General features: G+C 41.3%; 24 protein-coding genes and 1 tRNA gene. 15 read left to right on the top strand and 10 right to left on the bottom strand.

Features of this window, described 5'->3' with window-relative positions:
* Nucleotides 1-31 precede the first annotated feature (31 nt).
* The 5 genes from R2Q66_RS14450 to R2Q66_RS14430 all read left to right on the top strand — a co-directional run bounded on the left by R2Q66_RS14450 (nucleotide 32) and on the right by R2Q66_RS14430 (nucleotide 4,964).
* Nucleotides 32-1,168, top strand: coding sequence for an aspartate aminotransferase family protein (locus tag R2Q66_RS14450; protein ID WP_316750131.1), 1,137 nt, complete (start codon nucleotides 32-34; stop codon nucleotides 1,166-1,168).
* A gap of 1 nt (nucleotide 1,169) precedes the next feature.
* On the top strand, nucleotides 1,170-2,132 hold the full coding sequence (locus R2Q66_RS14445) for an acetylornithine carbamoyltransferase (RefSeq protein WP_316750129.1): 963 nt from the start codon (nucleotides 1,170-1,172) through the stop codon (nucleotides 2,130-2,132).
* A 105-nt stretch (nucleotides 2,133-2,237) separates the two neighbouring features.
* On the top strand, nucleotides 2,238-3,026 hold the full coding sequence (gene argB, locus R2Q66_RS14440) for an acetylglutamate kinase (RefSeq protein WP_316750127.1): 789 nt from the start codon (nucleotides 2,238-2,240) through the stop codon (nucleotides 3,024-3,026).
* A 46-nt stretch (nucleotides 3,027-3,072) separates the two neighbouring features.
* Entirely contained in the window at nucleotides 3,073-3,891 is an 819-nt protein-coding gene (proC, locus tag R2Q66_RS14435) for a pyrroline-5-carboxylate reductase (protein ID WP_316750125.1), read from the top strand.
* A 5-nt stretch (nucleotides 3,892-3,896) separates the two neighbouring features.
* Nucleotides 3,897-4,964, top strand: coding sequence for a M20 family metallo-hydrolase (locus tag R2Q66_RS14430; protein WP_316750123.1), 1,068 nt, complete (start codon nucleotides 3,897-3,899; stop codon nucleotides 4,962-4,964).
* 119 nt (nucleotides 4,965-5,083) lie between these two features.
* Here the strand turns inward: R2Q66_RS14430 and R2Q66_RS14425 are convergent, their stop codons facing one another.
* Nucleotides 5,084-7,957 (bottom strand): S9 family peptidase, encoded by a 2,874-nt coding sequence (locus R2Q66_RS14425; protein ID WP_316750122.1) that lies wholly within the window; start codon nucleotides 7,955-7,957, stop codon nucleotides 5,084-5,086.
* Nucleotides 7,958-8,104: 147 nt separating this feature from the next.
* Between R2Q66_RS14425 and argH the strand changes: the two genes are divergently transcribed.
* Nucleotides 8,105-9,436, top strand: a complete 1,332-nt coding sequence (gene argH / locus R2Q66_RS14420; protein WP_316750120.1) for an argininosuccinate lyase — start codon at nucleotides 8,105-8,107, stop codon at nucleotides 9,434-9,436.
* Between the two features lie 24 nt (nucleotides 9,437-9,460).
* On the top strand, nucleotides 9,461-10,714 hold the full coding sequence (locus tag R2Q66_RS14415) for a pyridoxal phosphate-dependent aminotransferase (protein ID WP_316750119.1): 1,254 nt from the start codon (nucleotides 9,461-9,463) through the stop codon (nucleotides 10,712-10,714).
* 165 nt (nucleotides 10,715-10,879) lie between these two features.
* On the opposite strand, the gene R2Q66_RS14410 is transcribed toward R2Q66_RS14415, so the two are convergent.
* Both R2Q66_RS14410 and R2Q66_RS14405 read right to left on the bottom strand, forming a co-directional pair.
* Nucleotides 10,880-12,460 carry a peptide chain release factor 3 gene (locus tag R2Q66_RS14410; protein ID WP_316750118.1) on the bottom strand — a complete coding sequence of 527 codons (1,581 nt, stop codon included), beginning with the start codon at nucleotides 12,458-12,460 and terminating at the stop codon, nucleotides 10,880-10,882.
* A 153-nt stretch (nucleotides 12,461-12,613) separates the two neighbouring features.
* Entirely contained in the window at nucleotides 12,614-14,107 is a 1,494-nt protein-coding gene (locus R2Q66_RS14405) for a DUF6600 domain-containing protein (protein ID WP_316750117.1), read from the bottom strand.
* Between the two features lie 298 nt (nucleotides 14,108-14,405).
* On the opposite strand from R2Q66_RS14405, the gene R2Q66_RS14400 reads away from it, so the two are divergent.
* The gene (locus R2Q66_RS14400; RefSeq protein WP_316750116.1) at nucleotides 14,406-15,119 is read left to right on the top strand and encodes an SAM-dependent methyltransferase; all 714 of its coding nucleotides are present in this window, start codon (nucleotides 14,406-14,408) and stop codon (nucleotides 15,117-15,119) included.
* Between the two features lie 15 nt (nucleotides 15,120-15,134).
* Here R2Q66_RS14400 and nadD read toward each other — a convergent pair whose 3' ends face one another.
* From nadD to R2Q66_RS14385, 3 genes are read right to left on the bottom strand one after another with little or no spacing between them, the layout of a single operon-like run.
* Nucleotides 15,135-15,707 (bottom strand): nicotinate (nicotinamide) nucleotide adenylyltransferase, encoded by a 573-nt coding sequence (nadD, locus tag R2Q66_RS14395; protein ID WP_316750114.1) that lies wholly within the window; start codon nucleotides 15,705-15,707, stop codon nucleotides 15,135-15,137.
* A complete protein-coding gene (gene gmk / locus R2Q66_RS14390; protein ID WP_316750112.1) occupies nucleotides 15,708-16,280 on the bottom strand; it encodes a guanylate kinase in 573 nt (190 codons plus the stop codon).
* A gap of 6 nt (nucleotides 16,281-16,286) precedes the next feature.
* Nucleotides 16,287-17,150, bottom strand: a complete 864-nt coding sequence (locus R2Q66_RS14385) for a YicC/YloC family endoribonuclease (RefSeq protein WP_316750576.1) — start codon at nucleotides 17,148-17,150, stop codon at nucleotides 16,287-16,289.
* A gap of 231 nt (nucleotides 17,151-17,381) precedes the next feature.
* Between R2Q66_RS14385 and R2Q66_RS14380 the strand changes: the two genes are divergently transcribed.
* On the top strand, nucleotides 17,382-18,098 hold the full coding sequence (locus R2Q66_RS14380; RefSeq protein ID WP_316750110.1) for a hypothetical protein: 717 nt from the start codon (nucleotides 17,382-17,384) through the stop codon (nucleotides 18,096-18,098).
* 1 nt (nucleotide 18,099) lies between these two features.
* On the opposite strand, the gene rnc is transcribed toward R2Q66_RS14380, so the two are convergent.
* The 3 genes from rnc to R2Q66_RS14365 all read right to left on the bottom strand — a co-directional run bounded on the left by rnc (nucleotide 18,100) and on the right by R2Q66_RS14365 (nucleotide 20,409).
* Nucleotides 18,100-18,828 carry a ribonuclease III gene (gene rnc, locus R2Q66_RS14375; RefSeq protein ID WP_316750109.1) on the bottom strand — a complete coding sequence of 243 codons (729 nt, stop codon included), beginning with the start codon at nucleotides 18,826-18,828 and terminating at the stop codon, nucleotides 18,100-18,102.
* 62 nt (nucleotides 18,829-18,890) lie between these two features.
* Complete coding sequence (gene fabF / locus R2Q66_RS14370; protein ID WP_265842847.1) at nucleotides 18,891-20,144, bottom strand: beta-ketoacyl-ACP synthase II; 1,254 nt, start codon at nucleotides 20,142-20,144, stop codon at nucleotides 18,891-18,893.
* Between the two features lie 28 nt (nucleotides 20,145-20,172).
* Nucleotides 20,173-20,409: an acyl carrier protein gene (locus R2Q66_RS14365; RefSeq protein WP_008241990.1), complete on the bottom strand. Its 237-nt coding sequence runs from the start codon at nucleotides 20,407-20,409 to the stop codon at nucleotides 20,173-20,175.
* A 159-nt stretch (nucleotides 20,410-20,568) separates the two neighbouring features.
* On the opposite strand from R2Q66_RS14365, the gene R2Q66_RS14360 reads away from it, so the two are divergent.
* The 6 genes from R2Q66_RS14360 (at nucleotide 20,569) to R2Q66_RS14335 (ending at nucleotide 25,519) form a co-directional block, all read left to right on the top strand.
* Nucleotides 20,569-20,988 carry an IPExxxVDY family protein gene (locus tag R2Q66_RS14360; RefSeq protein WP_182959055.1) on the top strand — a complete coding sequence of 140 codons (420 nt, stop codon included), beginning with the start codon at nucleotides 20,569-20,571 and terminating at the stop codon, nucleotides 20,986-20,988.
* A 139-nt stretch (nucleotides 20,989-21,127) separates the two neighbouring features.
* Entirely contained in the window at nucleotides 21,128-22,558 is a 1,431-nt protein-coding gene (gene pyk / locus R2Q66_RS14355; RefSeq protein ID WP_316750104.1) for a pyruvate kinase, read from the top strand.
* Nucleotides 22,559-22,605: 47 nt separating this feature from the next.
* Nucleotides 22,606-22,693 (top strand) — tRNA-Ser (locus R2Q66_RS14350).
* Between the two features lie 319 nt (nucleotides 22,694-23,012).
* Nucleotides 23,013-24,299 (top strand): nodulation protein NfeD, encoded by a 1,287-nt coding sequence (locus tag R2Q66_RS14345; protein WP_316750102.1) that lies wholly within the window; start codon nucleotides 23,013-23,015, stop codon nucleotides 24,297-24,299.
* A gap of 29 nt (nucleotides 24,300-24,328) precedes the next feature.
* Nucleotides 24,329-25,138: a slipin family protein gene (locus R2Q66_RS14340; RefSeq protein ID WP_316750101.1), complete on the top strand. Its 810-nt coding sequence runs from the start codon at nucleotides 24,329-24,331 to the stop codon at nucleotides 25,136-25,138.
* Nucleotides 25,139-25,246: 108 nt separating this feature from the next.
* Nucleotides 25,247-25,519, top strand: a complete 273-nt coding sequence (locus R2Q66_RS14335) for a hypothetical protein (protein ID WP_062546460.1) — start codon at nucleotides 25,247-25,249, stop codon at nucleotides 25,517-25,519.
* A gap of 114 nt (nucleotides 25,520-25,633) precedes the next feature.
* Here the strand turns inward: R2Q66_RS14335 and R2Q66_RS14330 are convergent, their stop codons facing one another.
* Entirely contained in the window at nucleotides 25,634-26,332 is a 699-nt protein-coding gene (locus tag R2Q66_RS14330; protein WP_316750100.1) for a hypothetical protein, read from the bottom strand.
* Nucleotides 26,333-26,434: the final 102 nt, after the last annotated feature.

Genomic DNA, 26,434 nt, shown 5'->3' with positions numbered 1-26,434 from the left:
ATCTTTTGATCACCTATTCAAACCCAAAAAAATGAACTTATTTGACGTATACCCGTTAAACAATATTGAAATCGTAAAAGCCGCAGGTAGCACCGTTTGGGATGCCGATGGCCAGGAATATTTAGACCTTTATGGCGGCCATGCCGTGATTTCTATCGGTCATACGCACCCTCACTATGTGAAAAGACTGACTGATCAGTTGAATAAAGTGGGTTTTTATTCTAATTCCGTGAAAATTCCTTTGCAGGTAGAACTGGCTGAAAAGCTGGGGAAAGTCTCTGGAAAAGTAGATTATCAGCTGTTTTTATGTAATTCAGGCGCTGAAGCGAATGAAAATGCCTTGAAATTAGCCTCTTTCTATAACGGTCGTAAAAAAATTATTGCCTTCAAAGACGCCTTCCACGGAAGAACTTCTTTAGCAGTTTCTGCGACAGATAACCCTAAAATTATTGCTCCGGTAAATGAAACGGAAAACGTTGTTTTCCTTCCTTATAATGATGAAGCCGCTTTAGAAGCAGCTTTCGCTTCCTTCGGAAACGAGGTTTGTGCGGTAATTATCGAAGGTATTCAAGGTGTAGGTGGCATTAAAGAGGCTTCTGTAAGCTTCCTTCAAAAGATCCGTTCCCTTTGCGATCAGTATAATGCGGTTTACATTGCGGATAGTGTGCAATGTGGCTATGGCCGTACAGGAAAATTCTATTCTCATGATTATGCCGGCGTTGATGCTGATGTGTACACGATGGCAAAAGGAATGGGGAATGGCTTCCCGGTAGGTGGTATTTCTATCGCTCCGAAATTTAAACCATGGCATGGGATGTTAGGCACTACTTTCGGTGGTAATCACCTGGCTTGTGCTGCTGCATTATCCGTACTGGAAATCATGGATCAAGATCAACTGATGAAAAATGCGGAAGAAATCGGTGCTTACCTGATCTCGGAACTTCAGAAAATTGAAGGCGTAACAGAGGTTCGTGGTCGTGGTCTGATGATCGGGATCGAACTTCCGGAAAGCTTACCAAACGTAAAGAAAGACCTGCTGTTTAAGCACCATATCTTTACCGGTGAAGCTAAACCGAATGTCATCAGATTATTGCCGGCTTTAAACTTAACAAAAGCACAGGCAGATCAGTTCTTAACCCATTTTAAAATCGCTTTAACAGGATCATAAGATGAAACAATTCACTTCAGTAAATGATGTTGATGACATCAAAGAGTTAGTAGAAGCGGCATTGGCATTGAAAAAAGAGCCTTATGCGCATCAGGAATTAGGAAAGAACAAGACTTTAGGTCTGGTTTTTCTGAATCCGAGCTTGCGCACCCGCTTAAGTACGCAAAAAGCAGCCCTGAATCTGGGTATGAACGTAATGGTGATGAATATGGACAAGGAAGGCTGGGCATTGGAAACACGTGATGGTGTGGTGATGAACGGTACAACTGTAGAACATATCAGGGAAGCTGCCGCTGTAATGGGGCAGTATTGTGATGTATTGGGATTGCGTTCTTTTCCGAAATTAATAAACAGGGAAGAAGATTATAACGAGGAGTTTTTTAATAAATTTATCAGCTTTTGCGGCGTTCCCGTAGTGAGTCTGGAAAGCGCTACCCGTCACCCCCTACAAAGTTTGGCGGATCTGGTAACGATCAAAGAAACCTGGAAAGGCAGCAAAAAGCCGAAGGTAGTTTTAGCCTGGGCTCCACATATCAAGGCTTTACCACAGGCTGTACCGAATTCTTTTTCGGAATGGATGTGTAAAGCACAGGATGAGGGAATGTTGGATTTCACAATTGTGCAACCAGCAGGTTATGAGCTTTCTAAAGATTTTACGCCAGGTGCGAATATCAGTCATAATATAGATGAGGCTTTGAAAGATGCCGATTATATTTATGTGAAAAACTGGTCGAGCTACAACTATTATGGAAAAGTATTGCCTTTTCCAGAGGGTTGGATGATCACCAATGAACGGCTAAAAGGGACAAATGATGCGAAAGTGATGCATTGTCTGCCAGTGCGCCGGGATCTGGAACTGTCCTCAGAAGTGCTGGACGGGCCAAATTCTTTGGTGATACAGGAAGCTGGAAATCGCCTTTGGGCCGCGCAGGCAGTCCTGAAATCAGTTTTAGAAGATTTATAAATGACATAGAGGATGCCGGAATAAATCCGGCATCCTTTTTTTATAGCCCCTGGTTTTTTCCATCGGGCTTGTACCTACTGAACATTGAAAAAATTTGGAATAGAAATGAAGAAACTTAGTGTAATTAAAATCGGCGGAAATGTAATCGACAACTCGGAGAAACTGCATCAGTTCTTACTGGACTTTAAGGCACTTTCCGGAGATAAGATTTTAATTCATGGTGGGGGTAAAATCGCGACTGAACTCGGAGTTTCTCTGGGTGTAGCAGCGAAAATGGTAGAGGGCAGACGCATTACCGACATCGAAACGCTGCGCGTGGTGACGATGGTTTATGCCGGACTGATCAACAAAAATATGGTGGCACAATTGCAGGCGAAAGGTTGCAATGCAATCGGCCTCAGTGGTGCTGATGGAAACATCATTAAGGGCGTTAAGCGTCCTGTAAAAGATATTGACTATGGTTTTGTAGGCGATCTGGATGAACATTCGGTGGCTTCCGGAACCCTGGATAGTCTGATGAAAGCTGGTTTAGTACCCGTTCTATGCGCGATTACGCATGATGGCGAAGGTCAGTTATTAAACACCAATGCGGATACGATTGCCTCTGCGGTAGCCATCGCAATGTCTGATTTATACGATACCGTATTGGTCTATTGTTTTGAAAAAAGAGGCGTGATGCGTGATATTGAGGATGATCACTCTTTAGTTCCTGAGATTAAAATGGAAGAATTTGAAGGATTAAAATCCGAAGGGGTCGTATCCGGTGGAATGATTCCGAAATTACACAATGCTTTTGAAGCGATTAAAAAAGGAGTAGCCGCGGTTTATATCGGCAAGGCCGATGAGCTTCCTCAGTTAAATAAAGCGGGTTTTGGGACCCGGTTAATCATTTAACTACCTTTGAACACCTGCAATCAATCACCAACCAAACATATAAAAGATGAAACAGTTTAACGGCAATATCGCCATTTTAGGAAGCGGAAATATTGGCATTTCTTTGGCCAGGGGACTAGTGAAAGCAAATTATGCAACACCCGGTCAGATTAGTTTAACCAGGAGAAACGTTGACAATTTAGCCCCCTTTGCAGCGCAAGGCTTTATCGTTAGTGGCGATAATGCAGCGGTTGTTGCTCAGGCAAACGTGATTGTGCTGGCGGTTTTGCCCCAGCAGTTAAACCAGTTAATGGATCAGATTCGCCCTGCGGTAGACCTGAAAAAACATCTTTTTATCTCGGTGGCCTCCGGTGTGAGCTGTGCGGATATCAGAGCTAAACTGGGCGAGGAAGCTCAGGTAGTTCGTGCCATGCCAAATACGGCCATCGCCATCGGGCAGTCCATGACTTGCATTGCGACCGATCAGGCTTCTGCCGAATATATGGAAGAGGTGACCCGGATGTTTGAAACTGTAGGTGCGGTAGTGAAAATAAATGAAGACTTAATGACAGCCGCTACAGCGCTTTGTGCCTGTGGCATTGCTTTCTTTTTAAGAGGAATCAGAGCGGCTTCGCAAGGTGGGGTAGAGATTGGTTTCCATGCGGATGAAGCCTTGAAAATGGCGGTTCAAACGGCAAAAGGAGCCGCAGACCTGCTGTTGCAAATGCAGTCGCACCCGGAACAGGAAATAGATAAAGTAACTTCGCCGAAAGGCTGTACCATTGCCGGATTAAATGAGATGGAGCACAACGGCTTTAGCTCCTCTTTGATTAAAGGCATCAAGCTGTCGGCTCAAAAAGCCGGCGCTTTATATACCAAAGAATAAAAATTATGATAGAACAACTGCAAAAAGATAGTTTAGAACTGTTGAAACAATTGATTAGCATCTCTTCCTTTTCTAAAGAAGAAGATCAGACCGCTGATGTAATTGAACAGTTTTTGCAGACGCGCGGGGTAAAAACTCAGCGCAAATTGAATAATGTGTGGGCTTATAACAAGCATTTTGATCCGAAAAAGCCAACCTTGCTTTTAAATTCGCATCATGATACGGTGAAGCCAAATTCGGGCTTTACACGTGATCCATTCGCGCCAACTGTTGAAGACGGTAAATTGTATGGATTGGGGAGTAATGATGCGGGAGGATGCCTGGTTTCGCTTATCGCAACCTTTCTTTACTTCTATGAGCAGGAAGGTTTAAGTTACAACCTGTGTCTGGCAGCTACTGCAGAAGAGGAGATCTCGGGAAATAATGGTCTGGAGTGTATTCTTCCGGAATTAGGGGAACTGGAGTTTGCCATCGTAGGCGAGCCTACTTTAATGAATTTAGCGGTCGCAGAACGCGGTTTGCTGGTTTTAGATTGTGTAACTACCGGAAAAGCCGGTCATGCCGCCCGCGAAGAAGGTGACAACGCGATTTATAAAGCGTTGAAGGATATTGAATGGTTCCGCAATTACCGTTTTTCTAAGGTTTCAGAAATGTTTGGCCCTTTGAAAATGTCGGTAACCATTATCAATGCCGGTTCTCAGCATAATGTGGTGCCTGCAACTTGTACATTTACCGTAGATGTGAGGGTAACGGATGCCTATGCAAATGAAGAGGTTTTGAGAATCATCAGAACGAATGTGGATTGTACGGTAACCCCAAGATCTGTTCGTTTGAAACCTTCTTCAATTGATAAGGATCATCCGATTGTGCTTTCCGGTATTGCGTTGGGTAGAACAACTTATGGTTCTCCTACAACTTCTGACCAGGCGTTATTGAGCATCCCTTCTTTGAAAGTAGGACCTGGTGATTCTGCCCGCTCCCATATGGCAGACGAATATGTGTTTGTAAATGAGGTAGAAGAAGGAATTAAGCTGTATATCGAAATGTTAAAACCAGTAATTAAGGGGAAATAAAAGTACGATCAGGTTTTTATTCAGGTCAGTTTTCCTGAATGGATCTTTTTGAAATAAATGAACATGGCGCAACACCGATTTGGTATTGCGCCATGTTTGTTTTGGACTAAGTATGTTTTTTATTGTTCTTCAGCGTTTTCAAATGCTCTGGCTTCCAGGTGTTTTTCCATGTCAGAACGGTTGATTCCTTTTGCCCACCAATCCGGTGCCGGTTTATCTTTCAACATATAATCGAAATATTCCATCATGCGAACCGCGTAATCTTTTCTGTTTGGCAATTTAGCGATCCCGTGATTCTCTCCGCGGTAAGTGATCATTACCACCGGTTTATTCAGTCTTCTAAGCCCGTTATAGTACTCAATACCTTGTGTATAATCCACTGCGCCGTCTTTGTCGTTGTGTAGTAATAACAATGGGGTTTGTACTTTTTTGATGTGGTATATCGGAGAATTTCTGGTAAAAGCATCCCAGTTGTCCCAATAGCCTGGAGTTAACCTGCCCTGACTTGCTTCAAAAATCGCCTGATTTGTACCACCACTGTTCCAGTAAATCAGACTATACATACTGATCATATTGGTTAATGGAGCACCAGCCGCTGCGGCTTTGAAAATGTTGGTTTGAGTAATCAGGAAGGAAGTTTGATAACCGCCCCAGGAATGTCCATGGATGGCCACATTTTTCTCATCCACAATGCCGGTCGCAATTGCCGCTTTTACCGCTGGAACCACACAGGCAACAGCCGACATACCAGGATCGTTTAATTTATACTTGATATCAGGCATTAAAACCGCATAACCATTGCTGGTATACATGGCTCTGTTGAAACCTCCGCCAGGGAAGCCAGGCATCGCATAACTATTCATTTGATCTGTTAAACGCTCATAGATGTAAGTGATCGTAGGATAGCTTTTTCCTTCCTGATAGTTTGCCGGGAGGTATAAAATTGCCTGCAAAGAATCGCCGTTTGCACTTAAGTAATTGATGAGCTTAACGCCCTTAGACCAGGCATATTTTTCCTGATCAGGTGTGTTTTGAGTAATTTGTTTAGCACCGGCCAGATGAGCAGAAGTAGTTGCATAAACTTCCGCCGATTTTTCATTGTCCTGTTTCGCGTAAATGAAAACATTTCCATCAGTTGCTTTGCTGATTCCGCCGTAAATATGATCATCTAAGAAAAGCGGCTTGATACTGGTTTTACCGGCTTCTAAGATGCCAATTCCTGATTTCTTATTCTGGTTATTGAAAATAGTATAGTATTGGTCTTTGCTCAGGTCTGTCCCTTTCTCTTTCGGGTAGCTAAAAGATCTTCCCTGTACCTGTAGCTTTTTGCTTTTCCAGTTGTCAGAAAGAGCAACCGCAGTTTTTCCATCCGCAGAAATACGCCATAGGTCGTAATTGTCTTTGATCAGTGCATATTTGGAATCGGCAGTCCAGCCGAAATTGGATGTAGCAGGTTTAAGGACATTATGGTCGTCCAATTCATCTACAAAAGAAGCTTTGATGTTTTGAGTCAGGTTGTATTGCTGCCCGCTTTCCAGATTGATGCTGTAAAAGGCGCCATCTTTGCTGAAACTGGCCCATTTTCCGTTTGGAGCCATGCTCAACAAGCCTCTGCCTTCGGTATAGAACTTTTCAAAAATACGCTTTTTAGCCCCTGTTTTTAAGTCGATTACGTAGATGTCGGTATAGCCTTGTCCATCCAGATTACCCATTAATTCATAGTTAGAATCGTCATAACCGATGGCATATAGGTTTTTCGGGCCCATGACCACGGTTTTTAACGTGCTATCTGCCAGCTGACTGAATTTCTGATCTGCAATGCGGTAAGCACTGAGGTAACTGTAGTTTTTATCTCTGGTCTCCTGAGTTTGTTGTGCAGATTGAAGACGTTTATCCTGCCAGTTCCAAATGATCATATCCGGTTTTTCAATATCTTCTTTTGCCAGAGATTTATGGTCCGCTTTGGATTTTATGGTGCTGTCTGCTTTAGCGTTCGCTAGCTTGCCGGCAGTCTTATCTTTTGCCGTGCTATCTGTTTTCTTTTCCTGAGTACTGATCCCAAAAAACAGCGTAGTTTGGTCTTCTGACCAATAAGGAGTACCATTGCCGCTAATTCCCATGGTGTTTGGGAAGTTTTTAGTGCTGAGTCCGCTGAAAGATATCTTGTTGCTCAGTTCTCCGGCAATTTTATTAATCCCGATGACGGTAAAAACGGCTTCTTTATATTTTTCATTCTTGTTGGATTTGAGCAAGGCAAATGCGTCGCCATTCTCATTCCAATTGATGCTTTTATAATTTGCTTTGTCGTTTTCTATGGCGGTGATGAGTCCGGTTTTCATGTCTCTAATGAAAGTTCCGTTTCCATTTTGACCGTTGGCATCAATGATATAAGCCAAAATTGTTCCGCCTTTATTGAAGGAATATTCGGATACATTGCCCAGATTGAAGCTCTTTTTTGTGTTCAATTGATAAAGTAAAAGATCGGTTCCTTTCGGAGCGTCTTTATCTTTTGAAGCGTTCTCTGCTGCGGTAAAATGAATCGCCAGCCATTCCGGATTATCCGCCGAAAAACTGAAAGTCTTTACTTTTTCAAAAGTTGTCTTTTGATTCCCCGGTAAGGAAACCAAAACCAGCTGATCGTACAGTGGTTTCATCGTTTTTTTAACCGCCTTGACTTCCGCTTCTTTCGCTGATACTTTAAACGCTGCGTATTTCGAGTCTTTAGAATAGGCTACACCTGAAGCTGTTGCCCCAATCGGGTAACTGAAATTGCTGGTATCTGAAACTTTTCTAATGACTGTTTGAAGATCGCCTTCCGTAGGCCCTTTTGCCCAGGACAACCATTGTCCGTTGGGGGAGAGGCTATACGTGTTACTTCGGATGAAATTCCATTTGGAAACATCTTTCCAGCTTAATGCCGGTTTCTGCTGTGCCAGGACGCTTGTGCTGAATGGTAGGATCAACAGTAAGAGCGAATACTTGATGCTGTTCATTAGGTTAAAGATTTTCCCTAAATTATTGTTTTAGTTTAACAATATTCTAATGTGACAAGAATATTGTACATGACCCTTTGTAGCGTAATTATTGTATTTTTGCAAAATAACTTTAGCCTTTAAAGAACCTAAACTATAGATTGATAAATGAAGATTTGGCAAAAAAACGTAGACGTAAATAAGGATATTGAAACTTTTACTGTTGGTAAAGACAGAGAACTGGATTTACAAATGGCAGCTTTTGATGTGTTAGGCTCTTTAGCCCATGTGGAAATGCTGGAAAGTATCGGACTATTAACCGCGTCAGAGCTATTAGAAATACAGATTGAACTCAAACATATATACGCAGATATCGCCGCTGGGAAATTCACTATCGATGATACGGTAGAAGATGTACACTCGCAGGTAGAATGGTTGCTGACACAACGCATCGGCGATGCCGGAAAGAAAATCCATAGCGGACGCTCCCGTAATGATCAGGTTCTGGTAGATTTAAAACTTTATTTCAGGAGCTGTATCGAAGAAATGGTGGGTAATACAACTGTACTTTTTGAACAGCTTATTGAACTAAGCAATACCCATAAAGACAAATTATTGCCGGGATATACGCATTTACAGATCGCCATGCCTTCTTCTTTTGGCTTATGGTTTGGCGCTTATGCCGAAAGTCTGGTCGATGATATGGAAATGATGCTGGCCGCCTATAAGATTTGCAACAAGAATCCATTGGGTTCCGCGGCAGGTTACGGCTCTTCTTTTCCTTTAAACAGAACGATGACCACGGAATTACTGGGCTTCGAAAGACTCAATTATAATGTGGTTTACGCACAGATGGGCAGAGGAAAAACGGAACGTGTATTGGCTCAGGCCATGTCTTCGGTAGCGGCTTCACTGGCTAAAATGGCCATGGATGTTTGCTTGTTTATCAACCAAAACTTCGGATTTATCAGCTTCCCTGATGAGTTAACAACCGGTTCGAGCATCATGCCTCATAAAAAGAACCCGGATGTTTTTGAACTGATCCGCTCCAGATGTAATAAAATTCAGGCCCTGCCGAATGAAATCGCATTGATGACCACCAACTTGCCTTCCGGTTACCACCGCGATCTGCAATTGCTGAAAGAAAACCTTTTCCCTGCCATTACTTCTCTGAATGAATGTCTGGAAATGACCACTTATATGCTGCAACATATCCGCATTAAAGATGATATCCTTGCGGATAAGAAATATGCTTACCTATTCAGCGTTGAAGTAGTAAATGAACTGGCTTTAAAAGGAATTCCTTTTAGAGAAGCGTATAAAATTGTTGGAGAAACGATTGAAAATGGCACATTCTCGCCTTCTACACAGGTAAATCATACCCATGAAGGTAGCATTGGGAACCTTTGCAATCCCGAAATTAAAGGCATGATGAATGAAGTGCTCTCCCAGTTTAAATTTGAGAAAACGGATGCCGCAATTGAAAAGTTGCTGGCTTAATTATTCATATATAAATAAAATACAATGAAAGTATCAGTATTAGCTAACACGCTTATCGGTTCGGAAATCATTAAAATTGGAAACGAAGTCAATGAAATGAAGCGAAAGGGGGCAGATATTGCAAACCTGACCATCGGTGATTTCGACCCTTCTATTTTCCCGATTCCCGCTGAACTGAGAGATGAGATTATTGATGCTTATCACCAAAATCAAACCAATTACCCACCCGCAGATGGTATTTTGCCATTACGCGAAACGGTAGTCGGTGTTTTAAAAGACAGGTATGCCTTAAATTATACCACCCAGGATATTCTGGTTGCAGGCGGTTCCCGCCCTTTAATTTATGCAACTTACCTGGCCTTGATCGATCCGGGAGATAAAGTGATTTATCCGGCACCATCATGGAACAACAACCACTATTGTCACCTTTCTTCTGCAAAAGGAGTTGCTGTGGAAACCATAGTAGAAAATAATTTTATGCCTACTGCGGCACAGTTAAAACCTCATTTGAAAGGCGCAACACTATTGGCTTTATGTTCTCCGCTAAATCCTACAGGGACGATGTTTACCAAAGAACAGCTGGAAGAAATTTGTGATGTGGTCATTGCAGAAAACGACAGCAGATCTCCGGATGAAAAGCCATTGTACATCATGTACGACCAGATTTATTCGTTGTTAACTTTTGGTAAGGAACACATCAACCCAGTGAGTTTACGTCCGGAATTGAAAGACTATGTGATTTATATCGATGGAATTTCTAAATGTTTGTCGGCTACCGGAGTACGTGTAGGCTGGGCTTTTGGACCAGAGAATATCATTAGTAAAATGAAATCAATATTGGGGCATATCGGAGCATGGGCGCCTAAAGCAGAACAGGTGGCTGTTGCCAAGTATTTTAAAAATGCAACTTTAGTAGATCAGTACCTGACTTCCTTTAAAAAGCAGGTTCAAAATAGCCTTGATGCACTTTATAACGGTTTTCAGCAATTGAAAACAGCAGGATTTGCGGTTGATGCCGTGATTCCGATGGGTGCCATTTACCTGACGTTAAAAATCGATTATATCGGAAAAACTACGCCGGAAGGTGAGGTGTTGAAAAACAGCGCAGATGTGAATTTCTACCTGATCAAAGAAGCTCAGGTGGCATTGGTTCCTTTCTCCGCGTTTGGAACAGATGAAACGGTAAACTGGTTCCGCGCTTCTGTTGGAGGTTGCTCTTTGAGTGATATTGAAAACATGATTCCAAGAATCAAAACAGCATTGGCTAAATTGAAATAAGATATAGGCCTTTATTTAGCAGGAGGAATAAGTATCCTGAATGAAAACCTGCTGAAAAAAAACGCTTAAAAAAGAAATGCCCCGGAAAAGTTAACTACTTTTTCGGGGCATTTTTTTTGATATTCAGTTCGCTGCGGAATATTTCAGGCGCTTAATTTTAAGGGCCTATTTAAATTCCGAAGTCTTGTGGAATTCAATATCCGGATAATCACGCATGGTCATATTGATCATGAAATCATTATCCGCAAGGAATACTGGATTACCATCCTTATCCTCACCAATATGTTGTTGTTTCCTTTTCAGGAATTCTTCTAATTTTTTCTTGTCTTTAGACGTAACCCAGTTCGAACGGCCATAACTTAAAGTACGGAAATGTGCTTTTGCACCATACTCATGTTCCAGACGGAAAGCGATTACTTCAAACTGTAGCTCACCAACTGCACCAATAATCTTACGGTTACCCGGTTGTGCAGTAAACAATTGTGCTACGCCTTCTTCTGTAAGCTGCTGTATGCCTTTTTCCAGCTGTTTTGTGCGCAATGGATCTTTGTTCTCTACTTCCTTAAATATCTCAGGAGAGAAGCTAGGAATGCCTTTAAACTTCAATTGTTCGCCTTCAGTTAAGGTGTCCCCAATTTTAAAGTTTCCACTGTCGTATAGTCCGACAACGTCTCCCGGCCATGCTTCTTCTACAATACTTTTCTCATTGGCCATGAAATCCATCGGGTTAGAGAATTTCAGTTTTTTGCCCTGACGGGTATGGTAGTAGAATTTATTACGCTCAAACTTGCCCGAACAAACTCTTAAAAAGGCAATACGGTCGCGGTGTTTCGGATCTAAATTGGCGTGTATTTTAAATACAAAACCACTAAAGTTCTTTTCTTCTACTTTCACTTCACGCTCTTCTGCTTCCCTGCTTCTAGGGCTAGGCGCAATCTGAACGAAAGTATCCAGCAATTCTTTAATCCCGAAGTTATTGATCGCACTTCCGAAAAACACAGGGGCAAGTAAGCCTTCCGTGTACATGCTTTTGTCTAGCTGACCATAAACACCTTCTACCAATTCCAGTTCGCTTTTCAGTCCATCCAGTTCTTTTGGTTTCAGGAAATTATTCAGGTTCGGATCATTCAGGTCATTAACCTCAATTACCGACTGACTGATTTTGGTTTTATCCGCCTCAAAAAGATTCAGGTGCTTGTTATATATGCTATACACCCCTTTGAAAGTATGCCCCTGGCCAATTGGCCATGACAAAGGACAAAGACTGATGTTCAATTTATTCTCAATTTCGTCTAGCAAGTCGAAAGCATCTTTACCCTCTCTGTCCATCTTATTGATAAAGATGATTACCGGAGTATTTCGCATGCGGCAAACTGCCATCAACTTTTCAGTCTGCTCTTCCACACCTTTTACACAGTCGACCACCAAAATAACACTATCTACAGCAGATAAAGTACGGTAAGTATCTTCCGCGAAGTCCTTGTGACCCGGCGTATCTAATATATTAATGCGTTTTCCACTATATTCAAAGCCCATTACTGAGGTAGCCACGGAAATTCCACGCTGTTTCTCAATTTCCATAAAATCGGAAGTATTGCTTTGATTGGCCTTGTTGCGTTTAACCGCTCCGGCTGTATTAATTGCACCTCCAAAAAGTAAAAACTTCTCTGTAAGGGTAGTTTTACCGGCATCGGGGTGACTGATAATAGCGAATGTTTTTCGTTTTTCTATTTCTGGGTGAATCATAAAGAATTAAGCCTGTTGTGCTTGATGAGGCTGCAAAGATAAATATAATATATAAAAGAAATCGTATCGCTTCCTGTAGTGCTGCGGATCAGCAAAATCGGACAAAAGAAAACCGGCCATTTCTGACCGGTTTCTAATGATTTTTAGAAATATTTAACCTCTTCCACCTCTGGAAGATCTTCCTCCTTCAGTACGACCTTCCCTGCCGCTACCTTCAGAAGAACGGGGAGGGGCACTTTGACGCTCCTGTCTTTCCATTCTCTGTGGCTGTGCCTGCGGTTGTCTTTGCGGCTCCGGCTGCCTTTGTGGTTCCGGTTGACGCTGTGGCTCTGGCTGGCGTTGCGGCTGTTGTTGAGGCTGTTGCTGTTGCACTGGCCTTTCTCTTCTCTCCGTCCTTTGCGGTTCCGGCTGCCTTTGTGGTTCCGGCTGGCGCTGCGGTTGCTGTTGAGGCTGCTGCTGAGGCATCTGTCTTTCTGGCCTTTGCTCCCGTTGCGGTCTTACCTGAGGCTGTTGAGCCGGTTGTTGAGGCATTGGTTGTTGTTGCGGCACATTTTGCGAAGCATCAGGTACTCTCTGTGTCCTTGACGGACGATTATTATCTCTGCCTGTATTCGTACGGTCCGGCTGCGCGGGATTCATATCAGGATTCCTGTTGGGTAAAGTTGCAGGTCTGTTATTTTCTCTCGAGGGCCTATTGTTGCCGTTGTTCTCCCCGGCAGGCGTATTATTAGGTGATGAGTTCAGATCCCCCCGGTTTCCTCTTCCTATGCGGTCTGTACCAGGATTTCTTGTGCCGGCTGTACCCTCATTTCTGGAAGGACGATCAATAGCATTAGAATTTACCGGCGAAGTACGATCACCTCTGGTTAAGTTCGCATCGCCTTTAATGGCGTTTCTCGGCGCTTCAGCCGTTCCTCTTCCTGTTCTTGAAGATCTCGGGTTGTAGATATTCAATTCATTGCCTCTGATTTCGGATCTTCCTGCTCTGTCGGTTCTGTTCACACGATAAACGGGTACATCGCTTCTGGTTGCACGTCTAACATCGTCTACTCTCGGACCAGTATAATAAGTTCTTCTTCCCCTCACGTACGTATTGTTAATGATGGTGGTATTGTGAATAATTGTCACATTTCTACGGGAATAATATCTTGGAAATCTATCGTAATAAATGTTTGCCTGAGGGATAAATACCCACCAGTTATCAGGGATGCCAATATTGATGTTGATATTGAGGCCTGGACCTAAAGGTGCCCATCCATAATATCCACCACCGCTTCTCCAGGTTACCCAAGCCGGTCCCCATACCGTATCAGGAATCCATAACCACTGTCTGTAGCGGTTGTAAACCCATCTTCCATAGTGAAACGGTGCCCAACCCCAGTCATAATCAGAGACCCAGGTATTCCCGTATTCGGTCATTGCCCATCGGCCATTGCTATAATAAGGTCTAAAATCTTGTTGGTCAACGTCAGGTCTCCAGACATACCCATATTGTGGGTCCTGTATCCAGGTGCCATAAGGGGACAGCTCATCATAAAATGATTGAAGAGATACCTCCTCGTCCTGCGCCATAGCGCGTTGTGTGAAACCGGTCACCAGGAGCAGTAGCCCCAGCACAATTGCCGGTAATTTGATTAACTTTTTCATCTGTGTGTGTGTTTAATTTACCTAACGCTTTTGATATAACAATTTGAGTTCCAAATCATACGCAAAGTTTAAAGCGCAAGAGAAATATTACATTAGGATTAGGAAGATTTGCCTAATAAAATTGGCTTTGTCGAGGTGTTTGCGGATATTTAATTTGTTAACGATGCAATGATTTCCCGGTAAATAAGCAAAAAATATTTTTTATCATCGTTAAAATAAGGTCAGATTGTAATATTAAATCCCCGGTCTTGCTCTTTCCAGGAATATATTTTCTTCTTTTGTAAACAAAACACAACTTATGCAAAAAGGCACTTTATTTTTAATACCTGTACCTCTGGCAGAAAATGCTGCCCAGAAATCTTTTACCCCTTTTCTAGGCGATACCATTAACTCGATCGACACTTATATTGTGGAGAATGAGAAGTCCGCCAGAAAATTTTTGAAAGAGGCTGGATTGAAAATGCCACAGAGTGAGCTGGTGGTTCATGATTATGGCAAACATCAGCGTAATGCCTCCCTTGCGCCTTATTTTAAAGAGCTTGGTGCCGGAAAAGATGTAGGTCTGATGAGTGAAGCCGGATGCCCGGGAGTAGCAGATCCAGGTGCTGAAATCGTTGCCGAAGCACATAGAAGAGGAATTAAAGTAGTTCCTTTGGTAGGACCGAGTTCTATTCTACAAGCATTAATGGCTTCAGGATTTAACGGACAAAGTTTTACTTTCCACGGATACCTGCCTATTGATAAGGTAGAAAGAGCGAAAAGAATTAAAGAAATCGAGTTATTGTCGACTAAAAACAAGCAAACGCAAATTTTTATGGAGACACCTTTCAGAAATAACCATTTGTTTGAAGACGTATTGAAAAATGCTTCTCCACAGGCAATGTTATGTGTAGCTTCTAATATCAATGCAGAAGAAGAGTACATTAAAACACTGTCGGTAACCTTCTGGAAAAAGGAACGTATCGACCTTCATAAAAAGCCAACGATCTTTTTGCTGTATAAACCAGCTTAATTCACAGAAATTGGTTTAGCGGTACATGTTTTTATTGTCCATGAAAGACAAGACATTATCCGGAACAAAATATTGAACATTTCTTCCATCTTTTAACGCTTTGCGAATAAAGGTAGAAGAAATGTCCATTTGTGGGGTATCCGTAATGGTAATTGAAGGGTGGTTTTCCCACTCTTTCACGTCTACACCCGGTCTTGGGTAGACAAAAATCTCATAATTTTTCAGCAGAGTCTCATAGTTCTTCCACTTTTTCAGTGAAGCTAGATTATCTGCGCCCATGATCAGTACAAACTCCCTTCCAGGGTATTTCTCCTGGAGGAAAGCCAACGTATCAATGGTATAAGAAGGTTGGGTAAGGCCAAATTCAATGTCACTTACCTTGATATGATCGGCGGTTTCCGTGGCTAGTTTAGCCATTTCCAGCCGGTCGTACATATTGGTCAGCCCGGTTTTATTTTTCAGGGGATTATGTGGCGAAACCACCAGCCATACCTCTTTAAGCCCGGTAAAACCCGCCATATAATTGGCGATTACCAGGTGTCCGATATGGATGGGATTAAAGGAACCAAAAAATAACCCTGTTTTCATTTATTTTTTATTGATAAAGTCACCAACTAGTTTTTCTGCTTCTTTACAAGCAGTTTCCAGGTCGTAGTTTTTCAAAATCACATCAAATTTATCTGCATAGGCCAACTCTTTTTCCGCCTTGATAAAGCGTTCCTGAAGTTTTTCCTCACTATCAGTACCTCTACCAGTTAAACGTTCTTTTAAAATCTCTAAAGATGGTGGCTGAACAAAAATAGCCAATGCATCCTCTTCATATTTGCGTTTAAGGCGTAAGCCACCTTCTACGTCAATGTCAAAAATTACATGTTTGCCGGTATTCCAGATGCGTTCAATTTCAGATCTCAAGGTGCCATAAAAAGTACCCGTGTAGACTTCTTCGAACTCCACAAATTCCTGGTGTGCTACTTTATGAAGAAAGCTTTCCTGAGAGATAAAATAATAGTCTTTTTCATGCGCTTCATCTCCTCTTGCTGGGCGGGTAGTCGCTGAAATAGAGAAGCTTAACGTAGGGAATTTTTGTAAAAGGTGTTTTACGATAGTGGTTTTGCCTGCGCCTGATGGTGCAGAAAATATAATGAGTTTACCTTGTGTCATGCTTACTTATAAAACGTTTAATAGTTGTTCTTTAATTTTCTCCAGCTCTTCTTTCATCCCTACTACTAACTGTTGTATTTGTGCATCATTTGCTTTAGCACCCATAGTATTGATTTCTCTACCAATTTCCTGGGAGATGAATCCTAATTTTTTACCGTTGGCATCTTTGCTTTTTAAAGTCTCTGTAAAATAGTCACAGTGGCTTTTCAGACGGGTTTTTTCTTCGGTAATGTCTAATTTGTCAATGTAATAGATCAATTCCTGCTCCAAACGATTCTGATCAACGTTGATTTTACCTACGTTTTCTTCTAAAAACTGGTTCAATCTAGATCTGATCTGTGGAATTCTTAGGGGTTCTAATTCTTCTACCTGAGCAAAAAACTGTAAGATATTTTTGATTCTCAGTTCCAGATCCGTCTTTAAAACGTTTCCTTCGGTGTGTCTGAACTGATTAAAGCTGTCTAAAGCTTTGTTGAATGTGCTGTATAAGATATCCCAATCGCCTTCATTGATTTCTTCTTCCTGGTAACTGATTACCTCAGGGAAGCTTAAAACGGCCTGTAAGAGATTAGTTGAGTTTGCGCCCAGATCCACATTAATGGCTTCCAGTTGCTTGTAATATTTGCTCAATAACGCTGCATTGATGGTTGCGCCTTTCAGACTTTCCTCGCCACGGTCGATGTTGATAGAAACACTTACTTTTCCACGCTCAATCTCTTTACTGCAAACATTACGCAATAACAACTCCTTTTCGGAGAAAGCTCTGGGAAGTTTTAAGTTGAGTTCTAAAAACTTACTGTTTAAAGACTTAATCTCTACTGCAAACTTGATGTTTTCATGATCAGTAGAGGCCAGGCCAAAGCCCGTCATTGATTTTATCATGTGCAAAGATATAATTTATTGTTAAAATCATTAAACCTATGTTACTTAATGACGCTGAGATCTCATTGGTAACTAACCTTTTTCCTGTTTATTTGTTAAATATAGCGCAGTTTTTGCTTGTTGTCAATGGTTAAAATAGCGTCATTAAAGGGTATTTTAACTTTTTTTAACGCATTTGGTTGAAAAACAATGGTTAAGTTTACAAAAAAACGATACAAAATGAAGTTTCTACACCTCCTTACGCTGTCATTTGGCGTGTTTTTCTTTACCTCGATGCCATCAGCATTCTCCCAACAGGAGTTTATACTGCGTGGCGTAGTGAAAGAACGGGGAACAAATGTCAGAATCCAGAACGCTCAGGTGATCAATAAACGCAATGGATACACGGTATTTACCACGGATCTGGGGCTTTTTCAATTGAAATCAGCGGTAGGGGATAGCCTTTTAGTGATTAAAAAGGACTATTCTGATGGAGAAGCAGGGGTATTTACCACTGCCGACCTGACTATTTACCTGAATAAAGGGATGAATCTGGAGGAAGTAAAGATTATTGGACAAACAAAAAGGCAGGAACTAACCGATATTAAACGCGAATTTAAAAATAAAGGCTCTTTTTATCAGGGAAAACCACCGCTTTTGGCATATATATTCCAGCCTTTAACGGCAATGTATGAGCTATTTGGGCGTACGCCTAAGAATGCCAGACGATTTGGAAAGTATTACGACAACGAGATTAAGCAAACACAGGTAGATGGTGTTTTTAATGAATCATTAATTCAGAGCCATACCGATCTTAAAGGAAAAGAGCTGGAAGAATTTATGCTCAATTACAGGCCTGACTACGAAAAAACGCAGAATTGGGCGGAATACGATGCCATAAAATACATTCGTGATTCCTATAAGCAGTATAAGGATTCCTTAAATAAGAAACCCTAAATTAGATGGATAGTGCTTCACAGGCTTTTTCGGCTGCAAGCTTTTCTGCATTCTTTTTGTTGTAATCACGACCGATTCCATAACTTTCACCTTCTACAACAGCACTGATGGTAAACAACTTAGGACTGTCTCCTTCCGTATTCTGAACCATGTCAAAAGTAATGTCTTTTCCATGGCGCTGGCACCATTCAATCAACTTGCTTTTGAAATTCGTTTCGGTAAGTTCCAGGGTATGAATGTCAATGTAAGGCTTAATGATTCTTTTTAATAAGAAATCCTTGGTATAATTATATCCTTTATCCAGATAAACTGCCCCAATTAAAGCCTCAAAAGCATCTCCAAGCATGGAATGATGTTTGGTTTGAATGTTTACTGCCTTCTGATCGAAGACCATCAACTGGTCGAAACCCATTTTTCGTGCGAGCTGATTCAGATTAGCCCTGTTCACGATTTTTGAACGCATTTCCGTTAAAAAGCCTTCTTCTTTGTAAGGGTAGGCCTTGAAAAGGACTTCTGCGATAACAGAGCCTAAAATTGCGTCTCCAAGAAACTCAAGACGTTCATTGCTACTTCTGCTTCCGTTCTTCAGAACTTTTGCTACAGACCTGTGCCTGAATGCCATTTTGTATAAAACAGTATTTCCAGGAACAAAGCCTAAAATATTTTTTAGCTTTTTTATAAAGACCTTATCTGGTGACAAATAAAGCTTGTACAGGTCGAAAATCGGCATTAATTATTACAGAAATTAGTGGATCATATTTGTGAATAGTCTCCTGTTACAGAGACTAATTATTATTCTTCGTATTTTTTGAATATCACAGATGCATTATGACCACCGAAGCCAAAAGTGTTGCTTTGTGCAGCACGAATGGTGCGTTTTTGTGCCTTGTTGAACGTGAAGTTTAATTTAGGATCACATTCCGGATCATCAGTAAAGTGATTGATCGTTGGTGGTACTATATCATTCTGGACAGCAAGAATCGCAGCAATTGCCTCAATAGCCCCTGCAGCACCTAGTAAATGGCCTGTCATTGATTTTGTAGAGCTGATGTTTAGTTTGTAAGCATCTTCGCCATATAAATCAACAATTGCCCTGCTTTCGGAGATATCTCCCAGCGGAGTCGAAGTACCATGGACATTGATATAATCAATATCTGCGGTAGTTAAACCAGCATCTTTTAAAGCATTTGACATGACCATTCTCGCGCCAAGTCCCTGAGGATGAGGTGCAGTAATGTGATTCGCATCTGCGCTCATTCCTCCGCCAACTAATTCGGCATAGATCTTCGCACCGCGTTTTTTCGCATGCTCTAACTCTTCAAGGATGATCGTTCCTGCACCTTCACCGGCTACAAATCCATCTCTGTCTTTGTCGAACGGCCTTGAAGCTGTTTTTGGATCATCATTTCTGGTTGATAGTGCATGCATTGCATTGAATCCTCCGATTCCAGCCTCATTAATGATGGCCTCAGAACCTCCGCTAATGATCACGTCACACATATTCAAACGAATATAGTTGTAAGCATCAATCATGGCGTTAGTGGATGAAGCACAGGCAGATACAGTGGCAAAATTCGGTCCGCGTAACCCATATTTTATAGAAATATGGCCGGGAACGATGTCAATAATTACCTTAGGGATAAAGAACGGGTTTATGCGTGGAGTACCATCGCCTAAAAAGAAGTTCTTCATTTCGTCCTGAAATGTTTTAAAACCGCCAATACCTGATCCCCAGATAACGCCGATACGGTTGCAATCTAATTGTGAAAAATCAAAATTACCATCCTTAACTGCCTCATCTGTTGATACTAAAGCGTATTGAACAAATGGATCTAACTTGCGGGCTTCTTTTTTGTCTAAAAAATCTTCAGGATTGAAGTTTTTAAGTTCACATGCAAACTTCGTCTTGAACTTTGATGTGTCAAAACCTGTAATAGGGCCAGCGCCGCTCACGCCATTCAGCAAACCATCCCAGAATTCTGGGATCGTATTGCCAATTGGAGTGAGCGCACCCAACCCTGTAACTACTACTCTTTTTAATTCCATTTATACGGATTATACGGAGACCGTATTTTTACTTAACGTTTTTCTCTAAGTAAGCAATTGCTTGACCAACAGTACCAATAGTTTCAGCCTGATCATCAGGAATCGCTACATTGAATTCTTTTTCGAACTCCATAATAAGCTCTACTGTATCTAAAGAATCAGCACCTAAGTCGTTAGTGAAAGAAGCTTCTGGTGTAACTTCGTTTTCATCTACACCTAATTTTTCAACGATAATAGCCTTAACTCTTGAAGCAATATCAGACATAATGTTTATAATTTAATGGTTAAATAATTCAGTGCAAAGAAAAATAAATAATTACACATTTCAAATGTTTTTATTTCTCTTCCAATTTTAATGTTTTTATTTTGAACATTAATGTAAAATTAGTTTTATAATTTTGTAATTCCCGTAAAAAAGTGTGTTTTGAACAAAACTTATTTAAAACTGTCCTTAGATCTTGATTTTGTTTTAATCGCCATTACTGCTTCATTGAAGGATTATATGCTCTGTCATAAGGTCAATACCAGCCTGAATTTCGACTTCGAAAAGATTGAAGATCACGAAGTTTACTTCAATGTGGATGAAAATCCGCTCGCCTTTTCGAAGTATTATTTTTTTGTAGAACAAGGCGAAATCGAGTACTATATCATCAATAATCGCAACGCCGAGGGATTTTTAATCCCGGAAATGAATAAAGTTGACTTTTTTATGATAATTCATCAGTATATTGACAAAGAAGACCTGAATTTTATTTTAACCGGCCTGAACAAACTAGCTGATATTCAGGTGGCTGCACAGATTGATCCAAAAAAATTGAAGTCCCGGGAAAATTTGGTAATGTAAATTTTATATTGAAGGTGTATTAAATACACTATATTTGATTTTATAAGATTCAGAAATAAAATATTAATAACCAGGCCAACATCGGTTTTAGACATCGAAGCCTTCATTTTGTTGGGCCATATAAATTTAAGTAACCAAAATGAAACCATTTCATTCCAGAACAAAAATCGTAGCGACGCTTGGTCCTGCTTCAGCAAAACCAGAAGTTTTATTTAGCATGTTTAATGCCGGACTTGACGTATGCAGATTGAACTTCTCACACGGTTCTCAGGCAGATCACCAGGAAGTTTTAAATACCATCCGCAGTCTTAATAAAAAACACAATTATAACGTAGGTATTCTGGCAGATTTACAGGGTCCTAAGATTAGAATTGGAATGGTAAAAGACGGTGGTATTCACTTAGTTAACGGTAACAGAACGGTCATCACGACTAAAGAATGTATCGGTAATGAAGAGCGTATCTACATCACTTATAACACTTTCCCTCAAGATGTAAAAGCAGGAGAAATCATCTTGTTAGATGATGGTAAACTTCAAATGAGAGTGATCGAAACTAACCTTGTTGATGAGGTGGTTTGTGAGATCGTTCATGGTGGTATCCTGACTTCAAGAAAAGGGGTAAACCTTCCAAATACTAAAGTTTCTATCCCTTCTCTAACTGTAGAAGATCGTAAGAACTTAGATTTCGTATTGGAGAATGATGTAGAGTGGATCGGACTTTCTTTCGTTCGTAACGCTGCAGACATCGTTGAATTAAAGGAGATTATCAAACAAAGAGGTAAAACTGCACGTGTAATTGCGAAGATTGAAAAACCTGAAGCAATTGCAAATATTGATGAAATCATCGCAGTTTCTGACGGTATCATGGTTGCCCGTGGTGACCTGGGTGTTGAAATGCCGATGGAAGAAGTTCCATTGCTACAAAAAATGATCGTTCAGAAATGTAGAGCCGCTTCAAAACCAGTAATTATCGCAACTCAAATGCTGGAAAGCATGATCACTACACCAAGGCCAACACGTGCAGAGGTGAATGATGTAGCCAACTCAGTATTAGATGGTGCAGATGCAGTAATGCTAAGTGGAGAAACTTCAGTAGGTGAATTCCCGCTGATTGTTATCGAAACCATGCAGAAAATCATTCAGAACATTGAGGTTAACAACTATCCATTCCACCCGGAAAAGTTCCTTAAACCGAAATCTGAGAGCTTCCTGAGCGATGCAATTTGTGATACAGCTTGTTTCTTATCAAAACAAACAAACGCAGTTGGTATCGTTTCTATGACGGTAAGTGGTTATACTGCTTTCGAAATTTCAAGTCACAGACCAAAAGCATTAACTTATATCTTCACCAGCAATGTATCTCTGCTAAATACTTTAAGCTTATTATGGGGCGTTCAAGGCTTCTATTACGATAAGTTTGACAGTACTGACGATACTATTCAGGATGTAAATAACTTGCTTAAAGAATACAAAATGATCAAAAAAGGTGATGTAATCATCAACACAGCGGCTATCCCAATGGAGAAAAAAGGGAAAACCAATATGTTAAAAATCACTGTAATTGATTAATCTCTTGTAGCAATCAAAATTTTTTCTACTTTTGCAATCCGCAAAAAGGAGAGGTGTCCGAGTGGCTGAAGGAGCACGCTTGGAAAGCGTGTGTACCTCCAAAGGGTACCGAGGGTTCGAATCCCTCTCTCTCCGCGAATTACAAAAGTATAAAAGGGTTATTCCATAAGGAGTAACCCTTTTTTTATGTCAACCGGCTTTACCTAATCTGAGAATGTTCAATGAGCTGCATTAATCCCGATGGGTATATCCCAACCGAGAGGATCAATATGGTTAAAAGCGTATACGATGTTGTTTGTTTCTCGTTGATTTTCAGTATATTTAAGAATAAGTATTTCTTTTTTGGATTCCCTTTTATAGCGGTGTGTCGCAATCCTGATTTTAGTTAAAATAACTGTCCTTTTGGTTTTCTTTCGATGTTGATGAACTTATGGCTGAATAAGCTGCAATAGTTATGAAAAATAAGATTTTTTTCTTCCTGGTTTTTCTGTGTTGCTTTCCCTTGTTCCTGGCTGCCCAAAAAGTGGTTGTGGTTAAAATTGATGGGGCAATTAATCCGGTATCGGCTTCTTTTATTCATAAGGAAATTGAAAAGGCGGGGAAGGAAAAGGCGGCTTGTCTGCTGATTCAGCTCAATACGCCGGGAGGTCTATTGCAATCCACCCGTAGCATAGTTAGTGATATTCTGTTGTCACCGGTCCCCGTGGTGGTTTATGTTGCGCCCTCCGGCGCACATGCCGGTTCAGCCGGAGTCTTTATTACCCTTGCCGCTCATATTGCCGCCATGGCACCGGGAACTAATATTGGTGCCGCACATCCTATTAGCCTTGTTGGCCGGGCAGATTCTGTGATGAATATAAAAGCAACGAATGATGCTGCGGCATTTATTCGAAGCATTGCAGAAAAGCGAAACCGGAACCTGAAATGGTCAGAAGATGCAGTTAGAAACAGCTTGTCTATTACGGAAAATGAAGCCCTTAAATTAAAGGTAATTGATACTATCGCAGTAACGGAACGCGCGCTCCTCAACCAGATAGATGGGAGAACGGTGGACCTAAACACAGGGCGCGTAACCCTGCATACCAGGGGCGCAACCATTCAATATGTGGAAATGACTGCTGCCGAAAAGTTTCTTGATTTCATCAGTATTCCTGATGTTGCCTATATTTTACTGATGATGGGTATGATTGGGATCTGCCTTGAGCTGTTTAACCCGGGTGCAATAATGCCGGGCATTGTGGGTGTAATTAGTTTGATCCTTGCATTTTATGCGATGAATACCTTACCCGTTAATTATGCAGGATTATTGCTAATCGGCTTTTCATTGCTGTTGTTCCTGCTGGAAATTAAAATAGTCAGCCATGGCTTTCTGGCAATTGGCGGAGTGGCTGCTCTTTTTCTGGGCTCAATGATGCTGTTCAAATCAAGTTCATCATTGGATATGATCAAAATCTCCACTGGAATTATAGCCTCCGTAACGCTGATTAGTACGGTTTTCTTTCTCGTTGTGATTAGTCTGGGCCTAAAGGCACAAAGGCTAAAAACAGTCACGGGCATTCAGATATTACTGGGAAAAACAGGCGAAACGCTCAGTGCATTAGATCCACAAGGGCAGGTGCAGATCAACGGAGAGTTGTGGATTGCAGAATCTCAGACCGGGAAAATCAGTCAGGATGAAATGGTAAGAGTCGTTAAAATCAGGGGACTTGTTTTGATTGTGGAGCCAATCGGAAAGGTCTGACACATATTTATTTAATAAAAGGAGGTGTTATGTTTTTCAATGTATTTGTGTTTGTACTTGTTTTTTTTGCCATCGTGGTGCTGGGCAGTGCAATTCGTATACTTCGTGAATATGAACGGGGTGTGATTTTTCGCTTGGGGCGTGTACTTGATAAAGGTGCAAAGGGGCCCGGATTGGTTATTCTGATTCCTTTTATTGATAAGATGGTGAGAATCTCCTTGCGTATTGTCGTCATGGATGTACCGCCACAAGATGTGATCACCAGAGATAATGTATCCATAAAGGTCAATGCGGTCATTTATTTCAGGGTAGTAGATCCTCAGCGGGCGGTGGTGGAGGTGGAGAACTTTTTAACGGCTACTTCCCAGTTTTCACAAACCACCCTGCGTAGTGTGCTTGGCCAGTCTGAACTGGACGACCTGCTTTCCCAGCGGGATAAAATCAATCTCCATCTGCAGCAAATCATTGACCTGAAAACGGAACCATGGGGGATAAAAGTAACTGCCGTGGAAGTAAAACAAATAGACCTTCCTCAGGAAATGCAGCGTGCAATGGCTAAACAGGCAGAAGCAGAGCGTGAGCGCCGTTCAAAAGTGATCTCTGCTGAAGGAGAGTACCAGGCCTCACAAAGGCTATCTGATGCGGCGAAAATCCTGAGTGAGCAGCCGAGTGCCCTTACCTTACGTTACCTGCAAACACTCCGTGAAATTGCTACAGAACACAATTCAACTACCATTTTCCCCGTTCCTATCGACCTGTTGAAACCCTTTATGCAACCATCCGTTGAGCTACGACCTAAGGAAGCCGGTCCAGCAGAAGGCACCGAAAAGAAGATTTAGATCTTTTTTTCTCCAATACAGCTTTTTTAATTAGGGCTTTAAACACCTTTAAAACCGCTTTCGAAAAATAAGCAATTTATTAACCGTACATTGCGCTTTTACCTGATTATGAGCGATATTACAAAAGAGTTGCACCAGGGTGCAGATGAGAAGAAGAGACTAGAGTTTGAGGAGAAACTTAAACAAATTGCTCTAAAATATGATCGTTGGTTTAGCGGGCATACCAATAAAGATACAGGAGATAAGCCTGATAAAATTCAGAACTACTTCCGTTACTTCCAAAACCATGAAGGATTAACCCAACTTTATATTAAAGATGGTATGCCAATAGAAGTTGATTTGGACTGTAGAGAAGCCTTTAAAGCGACCTTTAAAGCTTAAAAACTCCCATAAATCGCTTCATTCATACCTTGCTGATTTGTCTGTTCTTCCTTTTTCATCCACTGAAACAGGAAGAAGAGATGAGTCTGTCTGGGTTTTAGCAAGCCTGCTTCCTTACTCGAAAACGAAAAAGGGTCTGAGCAAAGGAAGGCTTTTAAAATCCGCAGGTGCCAAGGCACTTTCTCCCTTTAGTTTCCATAATTTGAGGTTTTTAATAGCCCCGGTACCATTAAAGGCGAATCCAAATTGTCCTTTAGGCTTTACAAAACCATGCTTATCCTGGAAAGAGATCACCGCCTCCTGGTTGATCCAGATGAAAAACTGATTTCCTGATCGTTGTATTTTCCAGTCCTGCCAATCGTGTTGTGTGGTTCTTTTTACTTTGGGTAAAGTGCCGATATGGCCGCTGGTATGGATAAACATGCCTCTGCTGTCTATGTTCCCAAATAAGGAGCGGTCTTCAATAGCCACTTTATTTTCCAGTTGATTGAGTAGAATGCCCAGGAATTTTGAGCCGTTTAAGTTCAGAATCACCTCAAACAGGTATGTTTTCGGATCTGCGATAGCGGAGAAAGTTAAAATATAGTCTTCAGGTAAAGGCTTATTGGCGAGTAAAATTGCCCAGTTGATGTCTTTGCTGGCATGAAGTTCAGCATCCTTGATTTCCCAGTTCCCGTTAACAGGCATCCAGTTTTTTGAAAGCTTATTCTTTTTAAAGCTTTCTTCAAAGATCAGTTTGCTTTGGGCCTTTACAGTAAAAACAGTGCTAAAGGCTAAAAATGAGGATAAAATAAAAACAGGGAACTTCATCATAAGGTAAAATGGGCAGAATCTCGAGGCAAATATAGGAATTACAGACCCGGAATCTTTTGGGAAGATATCACGGGTTTGTAATTCCGGTAAAGGCCTGGCTTA

The sequence above is a fragment of the Pedobacter gandavensis genome, assembly GCF_032677645.1.
In the GTDB taxonomy this organism is placed as follows: domain Bacteria; phylum Bacteroidota; class Bacteroidia; order Sphingobacteriales; family Sphingobacteriaceae; genus Pedobacter; species Pedobacter gandavensis_A.
The sequence above is the reverse complement of the archived record's forward strand: the minus strand, read 5'-3'. Positions and strand labels throughout refer to the sequence as shown.

Bases quoted from the DNA above. Each gene is read 5' to 3' on its own strand.
- R2Q66_RS14450 (WP_316750131.1), top strand. From the start codon at position 32: ATGAACTTATTTGACGTATACCCGTTAAACAATATTGAAATCGTAAAA.
- R2Q66_RS14445 (WP_316750129.1), top strand. From the start codon at position 1,170: ATGAAACAATTCACTTCAGTAAATGATGTTGATGACATCAAAGAGTTA.
- argB (WP_316750127.1), top strand. From the start codon at position 2,238: ATGAAGAAACTTAGTGTAATTAAAATCGGCGGAAATGTAATCGACAAC.
- proC (WP_316750125.1), top strand. From the start codon at position 3,073: ATGAAACAGTTTAACGGCAATATCGCCATTTTAGGAAGCGGAAATATT.
- R2Q66_RS14430 (WP_316750123.1), top strand. From the start codon at position 3,897: ATGATAGAACAACTGCAAAAAGATAGTTTAGAACTGTTGAAACAATTG.
- R2Q66_RS14425 (WP_316750122.1), bottom strand. From the start codon at position 7,957: ATGAACAGCATCAAGTATTCGCTCTTACTGTTGATCCTACCATTCAGC.
- argH (WP_316750120.1), top strand. From the start codon at position 8,105: ATGAAGATTTGGCAAAAAAACGTAGACGTAAATAAGGATATTGAAACT.
- R2Q66_RS14415 (WP_316750119.1), top strand. From the start codon at position 9,461: ATGAAAGTATCAGTATTAGCTAACACGCTTATCGGTTCGGAAATCATT.
- R2Q66_RS14410 (WP_316750118.1), bottom strand. From the start codon at position 12,460: ATGATTCACCCAGAAATAGAAAAACGAAAAACATTCGCTATTATCAGT.
- R2Q66_RS14405 (WP_316750117.1), bottom strand. From the start codon at position 14,107: ATGAAAAAGTTAATCAAATTACCGGCAATTGTGCTGGGGCTACTGCTC.
- R2Q66_RS14400 (WP_316750116.1), top strand. From the start codon at position 14,406: ATGCAAAAAGGCACTTTATTTTTAATACCTGTACCTCTGGCAGAAAAT.
- nadD (WP_316750114.1), bottom strand. From the start codon at position 15,707: ATGAAAACAGGGTTATTTTTTGGTTCCTTTAATCCCATCCATATCGGA.
- gmk (WP_316750112.1), bottom strand. From the start codon at position 16,280: ATGACACAAGGTAAACTCATTATATTTTCTGCACCATCAGGCGCAGGC.
- R2Q66_RS14385 (WP_316750576.1), bottom strand. From the start codon at position 17,150: ATGACGGGCTTTGGCCTGGCCTCTACTGATCATGAAAACATCAAGTTT.
- R2Q66_RS14380 (WP_316750110.1), top strand. From the start codon at position 17,382: ATGAAGTTTCTACACCTCCTTACGCTGTCATTTGGCGTGTTTTTCTTT.
- rnc (WP_316750109.1), bottom strand. From the start codon at position 18,828: ATGCCGATTTTCGACCTGTACAAGCTTTATTTGTCACCAGATAAGGTC.
- fabF (WP_265842847.1), bottom strand. From the start codon at position 20,144: ATGGAATTAAAAAGAGTAGTAGTTACAGGGTTGGGTGCGCTCACTCCA.
- R2Q66_RS14365 (WP_008241990.1), bottom strand. From the start codon at position 20,409: ATGTCTGATATTGCTTCAAGAGTTAAGGCTATTATCGTTGAAAAATTA.
- pyk (WP_316750104.1), top strand. From the start codon at position 21,128: ATGAAACCATTTCATTCCAGAACAAAAATCGTAGCGACGCTTGGTCCT.
- R2Q66_RS14345 (WP_316750102.1), top strand. From the start codon at position 23,013: ATGAAAAATAAGATTTTTTTCTTCCTGGTTTTTCTGTGTTGCTTTCCC.
- R2Q66_RS14340 (WP_316750101.1), top strand. From the start codon at position 24,329: ATGTTTTTCAATGTATTTGTGTTTGTACTTGTTTTTTTTGCCATCGTG.
- R2Q66_RS14335 (WP_062546460.1), top strand. From the start codon at position 25,247: ATGAGCGATATTACAAAAGAGTTGCACCAGGGTGCAGATGAGAAGAAG.
- R2Q66_RS14330 (WP_316750100.1), bottom strand. From the start codon at position 26,332: ATGATGAAGTTCCCTGTTTTTATTTTATCCTCATTTTTAGCCTTTAGC.